The sequence below is a fragment of the Caulobacter sp. GW821-FHT09B08 genome (assembly GCF_059418225.1).
Map to the genome: position 1 here is coordinate 688495 of NZ_JBWKPL010000001.1, position 12541 is coordinate 701035.

A 12541-nucleotide genomic window follows, 5' to 3' on the forward strand; every position below is an offset into this window, starting at 1 on the left:
GGGCGGGTCCTGAAAAGAAAAAGGCCCGGAACACCATCTGGCGTTCCGGGCCCTCTCGAAGCGTTGGATCTAGTGGCTCGCGCCAAAGACCACGTAGACGAAGGCGAACAGGAACAGCCAGACCACGTCCACGAAGTGCCAGTACCAGGCGGCGGCCTCGAAGCCGAAGTGCTGCTTGGGCGTGAAGGCCCCGTTCAGCAGACGGATCAGGCAGACGATCAGGAACAGGGTGCCGACGAACACGTGGAAGCCGTGGAAGCCGGTGGCCAGGAAGAAGGTCGAGCCGTACAGGCCCGAGCTGGCGGCCGCTTCCGAGTAGAACAGGTGCTCGTGGTTGATGTGGGCGTATTCGTAGATCTGGATGGTCGTGAACAGCGCGCCCAGCAGGATGGTCAGGATCAGGCCCCACTTGGCGCCCTTGCGGTCGCCTTGCTGCAGGGCGTGGTGCGACCAGGTGATGGTCGTGCCCGACAGCAGCAGGGTCAGGGTGTTGACCAGCGGCAGGTGCCAGGGCGAGACGGTCTCGACGCCGGCGGGCGGCCAGGTGGCCCAGGCGGTGCGGACTTCTTCCAGGCCCGACAGGGTCCGGTGATGATGGAACAGGGCCATCTCGAAGAAGATCCAGAACCAGGCGACGAAGAACATCACTTCCGAGGCGATGAACAGCACCATGCCGTAGCGCAGGCCGATCGAGACGACCGGGGTGTGGTCGCCGGCGTTGGCTTCCTTGATGACGTCGCGCCACCAGCCGAACATCGTGTAGAGCACGCCGGCCAGGCCGGTCGCGAACAGCCACCACTGGCCCTTCTCGATGCCGAAGACGCCGCCCTTGATCCAGGCGATCAGGCCGATGGCCATGACCGTGGCCGAGGCCGAGCCGACGAACGGCCACGGGCTGGGGGGCAGGATGTGATAGTCGTGTTTGACGGCGCCGGCCATGTGCGTGCTAACCCTTTATTCCCTCGCGACGCGCCGGCCAGTTCCCCCGCCGACGCGCTGTGTTGAACGCTATAGCGCCCCCGACGGCTTGCCGCCAAGGGGTTGAACGATGCGCGGCGTCATCGCCGCCTGTTTCGCCCCGGCCGCGTCAGGTTCGGCCGGAAAAAAGGTGTAGGACAAGGTGATCGACGACTTGTCCTTGGTGTCCGGATCGTCGACGAACTTGGGATCGACGAAATAGACCACGGGGAACTCGACCGTCTGGCCGGGCTCGATGGTCTGGTTGGAGAAGCAGAAGCATTCCAGCTTCTGGAAGTACGGCCCGGCGGTCTCGGGCACCACGTTGTACAGCGCCCGGCCGGTCAGCGGCTTGTCGCTCTTGTTGGTGACCTTGTAGAAGGCCAGCCCCGTGTCGCCGATGCGGACGTCCTGGCTGATCTGCATGGGCTGGAAGTCCCAGGGCAGGGTGCGGACATTGGCGTCGAAGCGGATCTCGATCTTGCGGTCCAGCACCTTGCTGGGCTTGGCCACGGCCTTGCGGACGGTGCCGTCGAAGCCGGTGACCTGGCAGAACAGCTTGTACAGCGGGACGGCGGCGTAGGCCGCGCCGACCATGCCGAAGAAGGCCACGCCGCAGATCACCGCCACCTTCAGGTGGCTGCGCTTCTTGGGACGCTCGGCCGTGCCGACCAGGTTGTCCTGCTCGATCTTGCGCCGGTCTTCGTCGGAAAGACCGTCAGAAGTGGGGCCCTTAGAAGTGGGCCCCTTAGAAGTGGGGTTGGGCAACATTGCCTCCCAGCTTCACCAGGGTGATCACGAAGACCAGCACCACGAAGGCCACCAGGCCCAGCGCCAGGGCGATATTGCGGCTGTTGCGCGCCTTGACGGCCGGATCGACGTCCTTACGGGGGGTCATAGCGGCAACTCCAGGACTTTAAGGCCCAGCACCGCCTCGGCCAGCAGGGCGGCGAACAGGGCGAACAGATACAGGATCGAGAAGGCGAACAGATTGCGGGCGTCCTTGGCCCCGCCCGAAAGCTTGAGCTTGGCGCCGTCGGTGGCGGGGGCCTCGTCCTTGACCTCGTAGAGGTCGCGGTCGGCGGGGCGCGGGTCGGCGGCGTCGCCGGCCGTGCCGCGGAACACCCGCAGGGCCAGGGTCAGGAACACCAGGCCGCCCAGGCCCGAGACGGCCAGGTACAGCCAGCCGCCCAGGCCGGTGAACACCGGGGCGATGCAGACCGGGATCAGGATCAGGCTGTAGAGCAGGACCTGCTTGCGGGTTTCCTTGGCGCCCTTCACCACCGGCAGCATCGGCACGCCGGCCTTGGCGTAGTCGGTCGAGATGTAGAGCGACAGAGCCCAGAAGTGCGGCGGGGTCCACAGGAAGATGATCAGCACCATCAGCCAGGCGTTCAGCGGCGCGTGGCCCGTGGCGGCCGCCCAGCCGATGGCGGGCGGCAGGGCGCCGGCGAGACCGCCGATGACGATGTTCTGGGCCGTCCAGCGCTTGAGCCACATGGTGTAGACCACGGCGTAGAACAGGATGGTGAAGGCCAGCAGGCCCGCGGCCAGCCAGTTGATGGCCATGCCCATCAGCATCACCGACAGCAGCGAGAGCACCACGCCCAGGGTGGCGGCTTCCTCGCCCTTGACCAGGCCCGCGGGCACCGGCCGGCCGCGCGTGCGGCGCATCTTGGCGTCGATGTCGGCGTCGTACCACATGTTCAGCGCGCCCGAGGCCCCGGCCCCGACGGCGATGCAGAACACCGCCACCACCGCCAGCAGCGGATGGATCGGCGTGCGGGCGGCCAGGAGGCCCGTCAGCGCGGTGAACACCACCAGCGACATCACCCGGGGCTTCATCAGCTGGAAATAGTCCTGCCAGCGGGCGTGGCGGACCGATGCGGTCGCCTCGTCTTCGGGGGTCAGGACGGTGGAGCGGGCCATTTTACTTAAGGGTCTTCAGGTCTGGATGGGCGAAGGGCGCGGGCTGGACTTTCGTCCGACCCGCGCCCCCGCGCTTTGGGTTCTAAACCGCCAGGATCAGTGGTGGTCGTCGGCCTTGATGACCGGCGGATCGCTGAACTGGTGGAACGGCGGCGGCGAGGACAGGGTCCATTCCAGGGTGGTGGCGCCTTCGCCCCACGGATTGGCCTCGGCCTTGCGGCGACGGATGGCGGCTTCGATCAGGACGATCAGGAAGATCACCACGCCGACGGCGGTCACGGCGTAGCCGATCGACGACCAGTAGTTCCACTTCTCGAAGGCCACCGGATAGTCGACATAGCGACGCGGCATGCCCTGCAGGCCCAGGAAGTGCTGCGGGAAGAAGATCAGGTTCACGCCGAAGAACATGATCCAGAACTGCGCGCAGGCCAGGAACTCGTTGTACTTCACGCCCCACATCTTCTCGAACCAGTAGAAGAAGCCGGCGAAGATGGCGAACACCGCGCCCAGCGACAGCACGTAGTGGAAGTGAGCGACCACGTAGTAGGTGTCGTGCAGGCTGTAGTCGATGCCGGCGTTCGACAGGACCACGCCGGTCACGCCGCCGACGGTGAACAGGAAGATGAAGCCGATCGCCCACAGCATGGGCACCTTGAAGCTGATCGACCCGCCCCACATCGTGGCGATCCACGAGAAGATCTTCACGCCGGTGGGCACCGCGATGACCATCGTGGCGGCCACGAAGTAGGCGCGCAGGTTGATGCTCATGCCGACGGTGTACATGTGGTGGGCCCACACGATGAAGCCGACGAAGCCGATGGCGACCATGGCGTAGGCCATCGCCAGGTAGCCGAAGATCGGCTTCTTGGAGAAGGTCGAGACGATGTGGCTGATGATGCCGAAGCCCGGCAGGATCAGGATGTACACTTCCGGGTGACCGAAGAACCAGAACAGGTGCTGGAACATGACGGGGTCGCCGCCGTTGGTCGGGTCGAAGAAGTGGGTGCCGAAGTTGCGGTCGGTCAGCAGCATGGTGATGGCGCCGGCCAGCACGGGCAGCGACAGCAGCAGCAGGAAGGCGGTGATCAGCACCGACCAGGCGAACAGCGGCATGCGGTGCAGGGTCATGCCCGGCGCGCGCATGTTGAAGATCGTGGTGATGAAGTTGATCGCGCCCAGGATCGACGAAGCGCCGGCCAGGTGGAGGGCCAGGATCGCCAGGTCCATCGACGGGCCGGTGTGGCCGGTGGTCGAGAGCGGCGGATAGATCGTCCAGCCGCCGCCGAAGCCGTTGCCCTCGGCGCCGCCGCTGACGAACATCGAGCTGATCAGCAGGACCCAGGCGGCCACCAGCAGCCAGAACGAGATGTTGTTCATCCGCGGGAAGGCCATGTCCGGCGCGCCGATCATGATCGGCACGAACCAGTTGCCGTAACCGCCGATCATCGCCGGCATGACCATGAAGAAGATCATGATCAGGGCGTGGGCGGTGACCACGGCGTTATAGCCGTGCTTGGACTGCTCGATGATGCCCATCAGGTTGATCGACGAGCCCGGACCGAAGATCTGGATGCCCGGCTCGGCCAGTTCCCAGCGGATCAGGCCCGACAGGGCGCCGCCGACCAGGCCCGCCATGATGGCGAACAGGATGTAGAGCGTGCCGATGTCCTTGTGGTTGGTCGAGAAGAACCAACGCTGGAAGAAGGGCGGCTTGTGGTCCGCGTCGTCGTGCGCGGCGTCGTGATGATTGTCAGCGGCGTGAGCCATCGGACTTAATCCTGCAATCGTATCTTAGGCCGCCGGCGCGGCGGGAGCCGCGGCCGGAGCGGAAGCGGGAGCGGCGGCCGGAGTCGCAGCGGCGGGGGCGGCGGCCGCCGGAGCGGCGGCGGCCGGGGCCGGAGCGGCCGGCGGGGCGGTCTTGGACGCGACCCAGGCGTCGAACTCGGCCTGGCTGACCACCTTGATCTCGATGGGCATGTTGGAGTGCTCGCTGCCGCACAGCTCCGAGCATTCGCCGTAATAGGTGCCGACCTTCTCGGCCTTGAACCAGGTCTCGTTCAGGCGGCCCGGGATGGCGTCGGTCTTCAGGCCGAACGCCGGCAGGGCGAAGGCGTGGATGACGTCCGAACCGGTGACGATCACGCGGACCACCTGGTTGACCGGCACGACCACCGGCTTGTCGGTGGCCAGGAGGTAGGGAACGCCCTTGGCGTCGGCCTCTTCCTTGGTCAGCGGGATGGCGATGAACTCGCCGATCTTCTGGTCGGGATACTCGTACGACCAGTTCCACTGGTTACCCGTGGCTTTGATCGTCATGTAGGGCTTGGGCATGTTGTTGTAGTCGAACAACAGCCGGAACGAGAAGATGGCGATGACCATCAGGATCACCACCGGCACGACCGTCCAGATGATCTCGATGGTGGTGTTGTGGCTGAACTTGGCCGGGACCGGGTTGGCCTTGGCGTTGTAGCGGATGGCGATCCAGATCAGCAGGCCCAGCACCAGCAGCGTGATGGCCGTGATGATCGGCATCAGGACGCCGTTGTGGAACCAGATCGCGTGGTGCTTCAGCGGCGAGGCCGCCGGCTGCAGATCGATCCCGCCCGGCGTGGGCTGCCCCAGCAGATCCGCGCTCTTGGCGAGAGCTTCCCCCGCGAACACGCCCGAAAGGGCCATCGTCGTGGCGGCGACGGAGGCTACGCCCGCCAACATCCGCCGCATCCCCTGAATTTGCGCCTTCATATCCCTCACGGCCCGTTTCGGCGGCGATTTGGCGTCGCGATGAACCCCACGCCGCGCCGACATGCACAATACGACCAGCGACACGGGGCTTAGGCAATCGACTTCGTCAGGCGACGAGGAATCGAAGGTTTGGCCCCGGCGTCTCTGGCCGGTCGCTGGCGTGCATACGCGCTCAAATCCTCGTTGCCAAGCGCCAGAGGCGTTCGCCCGGACGCCATGCGTGAAGCCCGGGCGCCCTAGCTGAGAACCGCTCTCAACAACTCCCCCTCCAGCCCGATTTCAGGCCCCTTCCGGCTTACGTACCATTACTAACATGTAATGACAGCTACCTTGCAATGGACACTACCTTGCGTCACAAGGGTGCTCAGCAACGGGAACCGAACGCCGTGACCGAAACCATCGAAGTACAATTGAAGAAGGGCGTGCTGGGGCTGTGCGTGCTGGCCCTGCTGTCGAAGGCCGACAGCTACGCCTACGAAATCGCCAGCCAGCTCGCCAAGGACATCGATATGGGGGAAGGGACGATCTATCCGCTGATGCGCCGCATGCAGTCGGACGGTCTGGTCGAGACCTATCTGGTGGAATCCCAGAGCGGCCCGCCACGCAAATATTACCGCCTGACGCCCGCCGGGCGCAGCAGCTTCACGGCCCAGAAGGCCGAATGGGCGGCCTTCGTCTCGGCCGTCGACCACATCCTGGGAGCCGCCGCATGACGCGCGCCGAATTCCTCACCCGCCTCAAGCGCGCCCTGGCCGGCCTGCCCGCCGCCCAGATCGCCGACATCGTCGCCGATTACGAGGCCCATTTCGACGAGGCCCAGTCGGCCGGCCGCAGCGAAAGCGAAGTGGCCGCCGCCCTGGGCGAGCCCGAACGCCTGGCCCGCGAACAGCGCGCCGAGCAGGGCGTCAAGCGCTGGGAGGAGACCAAGAACCCGTCCGCCGCCGCCGGGGCGATATTCGCCATACTGGGCCTGGGCGCGATCGACATCCTGTTCCTGCTGCCCCTGCTGATGGGGGTGCTGGGCACGCTGTTCGCCTTCTTCATGGCCGCCATCGGCATCTTCGTGGCCGGCGGCGTGGTGACCACCGTGGGTCCCTTCGCCGGACCGCCCGGCGGCCCGGCCGTGGCCTTCCTGCTGGGCATCGGCCTGATGGCCATGGCCACGGCCCTGGCCGCCGTCACCACCCTGCTGACGATCTGGCTGGTCAACGGCCTGGTCTGGTTCGGCCGCCTTCACTACCGGCTGCTGAAGCCGGCCATCGAAACCCAGGTCTGAGGGGACCGTCATGATCCGCAACCTGACCATCGTCGCCGTCGCCAGCTTCGTGCTCTGCGTCGGCTGCTTCGCCGGGGCCTTCGCCCTCGGCGGCCGCGACATCCTCCAGCACGGCTGGAGCTTCCCCGCCGACTGGCACGTCGATGTCGACGACCATAACGACCGCGTCCACATCGGCCCCGGCTCGACCCGGGTCGACAACGGCGAAGAGACCGTCCGCGACATCGCCTGGGCCGGCGGCGAGGCCCTGCAGATCGACGTCCCCGCCGACGTCATCTACACCCAGGCCGCTCCCGGCGCCGGCGCCGCGGTCAAGGTCTCGGGCCCCAAGCGCCTGGTCGACCTGGTGGTGATCGAGAACGGCCGCCTGGGCCTCAAGGACTCGGTCGGCGGCGGCGCGTCGTTCAAGATCAACGGCCACGGCGTCTATCTGACGGGCGGCGGCGACGACCGCCTGTCGATCGAGATCACCGCCCCGGCCGTGCGATCCTTCACCCTGAACGGCAGCGGCGACCTCTATCTGAAGGCCTACGACCAGCCCGACCTGGCCCTGTCGATCAACGGCAGCGGCAATGTCGAGGCCCAGGGCAAGACCAAGAAGGTCGAGCTGCAGGTCTCCGGCTCGGGCGAGGCCGACCTGCGCAGCCTCGAGACCGGCGACGCCAAGATCGCCGTGGCCGGCAGCGGCGAGGTCCACGTAGCGCCCAAGGGCATGGCCCAGATCGACCTGGCCGGCAGCGGCGACGTCTATCTGACCGAAAAGCCCACCGTCCTGAACTCCAACGTCGCCGGCTCCGGCGAAGTGCATCAGGACTGGTAAAGCCGAGCGCCGTCCCTCCTCACCCGTGAAACGGGTGAGGAGACTGGCATCCCGGCGTTTCCCGGCGTCGAATCGTCGCCGGGGTGATGACGAAGGCGGACGAAACGCCTACCTGTAAGCCCATGACCGCTCCCATCTCCGCCCCTTCCCTGCTCGCCTCGGCCAATGTCGACCCCGAGCGCGCCCGCGCCATCCTGGGCGAGGCCCTGGCCGGCGCCGACGACGGCGAGCTGTTCCTCGAGCGCTCCGAGAGCGAAGCCTTCGTGTTCGACGACGGCCGGCTGAAGAGCGCCTCCTACGATTCGGGCGAGGGCTTCGGCCTGCGCGTGGTGGCCGGCGAGACGGCCGGCTACGCCCACTCCGCCGAGATTTCCGAAGCCGCCCTCGGCCGCGCCGCCGATTCGGCCAAGCTGGCCCGTCGCGGCTATGCCGGGGTCCACGCCGAAGCCCCGCGCGCCACCAACGAAAAGCTCTATGGCGAGGACGATCCGGTCGCCTCCCCCGCCTTCTCCGAGAAGGTCGCCCTGCTGCAGGAGATCGACGCCTTCGCCCGGGCCCGCGATCCGCGCGTCGTCCAGGTGATGGCCTCGATGGCCGGCGAGCGCCGCGTGGTCGAGATCCTGCGCGCCGACGGCCGGCTGCTGCGCGACGTGCGTCCGCTGGTGCGGGTCAATGTCCAGGTCACGGTCGAGAAGGACGGCAAGCGCGAGAGCGGCTCGTCCGGGGCCGGCGGCCGCGCCGGCTTCTCCGCCTGGATCAGCCCCGACAAGTGGCAGGACCAGGTCGACGAGGCCCTGCGCATGGCCCTGGTCAATCTCGACGCCGTGGCCTGCCCGGCCGGCGAGATGGACGTGGTGCTGGGCCCCGGCTGGAACGGCGTGCTGCTGCACGAAGCTGTTGGCCACGGCCTGGAAGGCGACTTCAACCGCAAGGGCATCAGCGCCTTCTCCGGCCGCATCGGCGAGCGCGTCGCGGCCAAGGGCGTGACCGTGTTCGACGACGGCTCGATCCCCGGTCGCCGAGGTTCGCTGACCATCGACGACGAGGGCACCCCCACCGAGCGCACCGTGCTGATCGAGGACGGAATTCTGGTCGGCTACATGCATGACCGCATGAGCGCGCGCCTGATGGGCATGCAGGCCACCGGCAACGGCCGCCGCCAGTCCTACGCCCACATGCCCATGCCGCGCATGACCAACACCGGCATGCTGGCGGGTAACGACGACCCGGCCGAGATGATCGCCTCGATGAAGAAGGGCCTCTACTGCGCCAATTTCGGCGGCGGCCAGGTGGACATCACCAACGGCAAGTTCGTCTTCCAGTGCACCGAGGCCTACCTCGTCGAGGACGGCAAGATCACCGCTCCGGTCAAGGGCGCCACCCTGATCGGCGACGGCCCGTCGGCCCTGACCCGCGTGACCATGATCGGCAACGACTTCGACTTCGACCCCGGCATCGGCGTCTGCGGCAAGCAGGGCCAGGGCGTGCCAGTGGGCGTGGGCCAGCCGTCGCTGAAGATCACCGGCCTGACGGTGGGCGGCACGGCGGTCTAGCCGCGAACCCTTGTGAACTTGGATGTTTCCGCCCGCCCGCAAGGTGATCGGCGGAAACATTTCACAAATGTAACCTACCTTTCGGTTTTGTAACTAGCTCCAGCGTCCTCGCATCGACAGGGTCGCGGCCAACAAAGCGGGGGCTTTGGGGGTATCCGCGTCATGAGTCTTGCGTCCGTCGTCATCGCCCTGAGCCTGACCGCTCCGGAGGCCGCCCTGGCCGGCCAGGACCAGGCCGCTACGCCGCAGGTCCCCGCCCCCGCCGCCCAGACCGTCGAGGTCGAGCGCGGGGTGATCAGCTACCCGCCCAGCTTCTTCGCCGAACAGCGCCCGAGCACGGCCCTCGACATGATCGCCCGCCTGCCCGGCTTCCGCATGGACAGCGGCAGCGACGCGCGCGGCTTCGCCGGCACCGCCGGCAATGTGCTGATCAACGGCGAGCGCCCCACCACCAAGAGCGAGAACCTGGAGGCCATCCTCAAGCGGATTTCGGCCACGGCGGTCGACCGCGTGGAGCTGATCCGCGGCGGCGCGCCGGGCATCGACATGCAGGGCCGCACGATCCTGGCCAATGTGGTGATCAAGTCGACCGTCCAGGTCGAGAAGGTCGCCAACATCCAGACCTATCTCTATCCGGACGGCTTCTTCGGCCCGCTGCTGGAATTCCAGGCCTCGCGCCGCGACGGGATCAACGAGCTGGAAGGCTCGCTCTTGGCCACCATCGACCGCACCGACCAGACCTTCGACGGCGGCTCGCGGGTGACCAGCTTCCCGGACGGCCGCCCGACCATCAAGGAGTCCCTCAAGGGCTACGATCAGATCCAGAACTACGTCGCGCGCGGGGCCGTGCAACGCGCCGCCCTGGGCGGGAAACTCAGGGTCAACGGCAAGGTCGAGTACTTCTCGTTCGACCGCGACGTCGTCTACAGCCAGATCCAGCCCGTGACCGGCCGCCAGGACAGCGGCGAGACCGACGAGAACTGGACCGGCGAGTTCGGCGCCCGCTACGACCGCAAGCTCTCGCCCCGCACCGACCTGCAGCTGGTGTTCCTGCAGAACCTGGGCGACGAGACCTATGGCTCGACCTTCGCCGCGCCCGGCCGGGCCGAGATCTATTACGACCACAGCAAGACCGGCGAATCGATCCTGCGCGGCGAGGTCAAGCAGCGGCGGTCCGACACCCTGTCGCTGGAAGGCAGCCTGGAGGGCGCCTACAACTTCCTGGACGAGACCGTGCGCTATACCGCCAACGGCGCGCCGGTCGACATCGGCGACCCGCACGTGAAGGTCGAGGAACTGCGCAGCGAAGCGGCCGGCAAGGCCGTCTGGCGCGCCAATCCCAAGCTGACCATCGAGGCCGGCGCGCGGATGGAGGTCTCGCGCATCAGCCAGAGCGGCGGCACGGACCTGGAGCGCACCTTCTTCTATCCCAAGCCCCGGGTGCTGATGACCTGGAGCCCCAACAGCGTCGACCAGCTGCGCCTGCGGGTCGAGCGCGAGGTCGGCCAGCTGAACTTCAGCGACTTCGTCGCCTCGGCCGACCTGGTGGCCGGCAGCCAGGACGGCGCCGACGCCAATCTGGAACCCAGCCGCTCGTGGGTGGGCGAGGTGGCCTGGGAGCGGCGGTTCTGGGGCGCGGGCTCGATCTCGGCCACCCTGACCCACGCCGAGATCTCCGACGTCGTCGACTACAAGCCCCTGTCCGGCGGCGGCGACGCGCCCAGCAACATCGGCTCGGGCCGGTCGGACCAGTTCGTCATCGCCATGACCCTGCCCACCCAGCGGCTGGGCATCTCGGGCGGCCAGCTGAAGACCCGCTTCAGCTGGTACGACAGCGAGGTGACCGATCCGGTCACCCTGCAGAAGCGCCGCATCACCGGGGCCACCCCGTTCGTCTGCAACGTCAGCTTCACGCGCGACATGCCGGGCGGCAAATGGAGCTGGGGCGCCAGCACCAACTGTGCGCAGGAAAACAGCCGATTCCGCTACAACGAGGTCCGCACCAACCGCTTCGAGCCGTATTTCGAGGGCTTCGTCGAGTGGAAGCCCAGCGCCGACCTGACCGTGCGTACCACCCTGTCCAACTGGACCTCGCGCAACGTGACGCGCGAACGGGTAATCTACAGGGGCTCGCGCGCCGACAACGTGGTCGACAAGGTCGAGTACCGCACCCTGCCGTTCGAGCCCTATCTGTTCATCCAGGTGCGCAAGCGGCTGGGGTAGAAATCTCTCCCTCCTCACCCGTGAAACGGGGGAGGTGGATCGGCGCGCAGCGACGAGACGGAGGGGGCGTCAGGCCACCGCGCCGGACGCCCCCTCCGTCGCGATGCGTATTCGCATCGCGCCACCTCCCCCGCTACGCGGGTGAGGAGGAAGAGCGCCCTTACTTGTTGACGACCTTGACGATGCGCTTGGACGACGGCCGGCCCGACAGGCCCTTGCCGGGGGCGTAGGTGACGGTCAGGTCGCCGCCCTTGAGGCTGACGCCGGGCTTGCGGCCCTCGGCCAGCAGGACGCGGTTGACGCGGTTCAGCATCGAGCGGTCGCCGGCGCGGGCCATGCGCTCGAAGGCCTCGGCGGTGATGGTGGCGGTGTCGGCGACCAGGACCGAGGTCTCGGGCGTGGCGTCGTCGACGGTCTTGAACAGCACGCGGTGCTCGGCCGCGCGGCTGGCGCGGCTGCTGGCCGCGATCAGGCGCTGGAACAGGGCGTTGACCGACAGGAAGGCCGGCGGCTGGATCGAGCTGGCCTTGCCCATGAGCGCCGCGGCGTCGCCGCCCGGCCGCTCGGGCGTGAACAGGGTCATGCCGCCCAGCTTGCTGGCGCGCAGCACCGGCTCGCCCAGCTCGTTCTTGTAGATGATGTCGCCGCGCGGGGCGGCCTCGGCCGACAGCACCCAGACCTCGGAGCTGTTCTCGAACTTCAGCAGCGGCTGGGGCGAGGCGCGGTCGAGGATGAAGGCGTCGCCGGTTTCGGAGACATAGCGGGCCACGGGCGGGGCGGGCGCCTTGCGCTGTTCCGAACCGCCGCGATTGCCGAAGAGGGCGTCGCGCAGGCTGTGGCCCGCCGACTGCGCGCAGGCCCCGCCGGCGCCGGCCGCAAGGGCGGCCGCCAGCAGTATCGCGCAGCCCCCTGGCCCCATCGACGCCGATTGTCTCTTCATACCCAGGGTCATGCCCGCCGACTGGGGCGAATCTTGGACGTCGAAGACCTTGTTGCCGCCACGCGATTTCCCGGAGGAGGTCATGCAATGCTTGAAAGAAT

General features: G+C 67.4%; 12 protein-coding genes. 5 read left to right on the forward strand and 7 right to left on the reverse strand.

What is annotated here, in order from left to right; translation table 11 throughout:
* Positions 1-69 precede the first annotated feature (69 nt).
* From AC07OA_RS03305 to coxB, 6 genes are all read right to left on the reverse strand, one after another.
* On the reverse strand, positions 70-939 hold the full coding sequence (locus AC07OA_RS03305; RefSeq protein ID WP_494662330.1) for a cytochrome c oxidase subunit 3: 870 nt from the start codon (positions 937-939) through the stop codon (positions 70-72).
* A 69-nt stretch (positions 940-1008) separates the two neighbouring features.
* Positions 1009-1647, reverse strand: a complete 639-nt coding sequence (locus tag AC07OA_RS03310; protein WP_494662915.1) for a cytochrome c oxidase assembly protein — start codon at positions 1645-1647, stop codon at positions 1009-1011.
* A 58-nt stretch (positions 1648-1705) separates the two neighbouring features.
* Positions 1706-1855 carry a cytochrome c oxidase system small membrane protein gene (locus AC07OA_RS03315; protein ID WP_494662331.1) on the reverse strand — a complete coding sequence of 50 codons (150 nt, stop codon included), beginning with the start codon at positions 1853-1855 and terminating at the stop codon, positions 1706-1708.
* Complete coding sequence (locus AC07OA_RS03320) at positions 1852-2886, reverse strand: heme o synthase (RefSeq protein ID WP_494662332.1); 1035 nt, start codon at positions 2884-2886, stop codon at positions 1852-1854. Before AC07OA_RS03320 ends, AC07OA_RS03315 begins: the two co-directional genes overlap by 4 nt.
* Positions 2887-2982: 96 nt before the next feature.
* Complete coding sequence (gene ctaD, locus AC07OA_RS03325) at positions 2983-4653, reverse strand: cytochrome c oxidase subunit I (protein WP_494662333.1); 1671 nt, start codon at positions 4651-4653, stop codon at positions 2983-2985.
* Positions 4654-4677: 24 nt separating this feature from the next.
* Positions 4678-5628: a cytochrome c oxidase subunit II gene (gene coxB, locus AC07OA_RS03330; RefSeq protein ID WP_494662334.1), complete on the reverse strand. Its 951-nt coding sequence runs from the start codon at positions 5626-5628 to the stop codon at positions 4678-4680.
* 386 nt (positions 5629-6014) lie between these two features.
* Here coxB and AC07OA_RS03335 point away from each other — a divergent pair, with 386 nt between their 5' ends.
* The 5 genes from AC07OA_RS03335 to AC07OA_RS03355 all read left to right on the forward strand — a co-directional run bounded on the left by AC07OA_RS03335 (position 6015) and on the right by AC07OA_RS03355 (position 11500).
* Positions 6015-6341 (forward strand): PadR family transcriptional regulator, encoded by a 327-nt coding sequence (locus tag AC07OA_RS03335; protein ID WP_494662335.1) that lies wholly within the window; start codon positions 6015-6017, stop codon positions 6339-6341.
* Positions 6338-6904 carry a DUF1700 domain-containing protein gene (locus tag AC07OA_RS03340; protein ID WP_494662336.1) on the forward strand — a complete coding sequence of 189 codons (567 nt, stop codon included), beginning with the start codon at positions 6338-6340 and terminating at the stop codon, positions 6902-6904. The genes AC07OA_RS03335 and AC07OA_RS03340 overlap by 4 nt, the downstream gene beginning before the upstream one ends.
* A gap of 10 nt (positions 6905-6914) precedes the next feature.
* A complete protein-coding gene (locus AC07OA_RS03345; protein ID WP_494662337.1) occupies positions 6915-7724 on the forward strand; it encodes a GIN domain-containing protein in 810 nt (269 codons plus the stop codon).
* Positions 7725-7846: 122 nt separating this feature from the next.
* Complete coding sequence (gene tldD, locus AC07OA_RS03350) at positions 7847-9277, forward strand: metalloprotease TldD (protein ID WP_494662338.1); 1431 nt, start codon at positions 7847-7849, stop codon at positions 9275-9277.
* Between the two features lie 162 nt (positions 9278-9439).
* Positions 9440-11500 (forward strand): TonB-dependent receptor plug domain-containing protein, encoded by a 2061-nt coding sequence (locus AC07OA_RS03355; RefSeq protein ID WP_494662339.1) that lies wholly within the window; start codon positions 9440-9442, stop codon positions 11498-11500.
* 160 nt (positions 11501-11660) lie between these two features.
* Here AC07OA_RS03355 and AC07OA_RS03360 read toward each other — a convergent pair whose 3' ends face one another.
* Entirely contained in the window at positions 11661-12452 is a 792-nt protein-coding gene (locus tag AC07OA_RS03360) for a DUF4908 domain-containing protein (RefSeq protein ID WP_494662916.1), read from the reverse strand.
* Between the last annotated feature and the right edge of the window lie 89 nt (positions 12453-12541).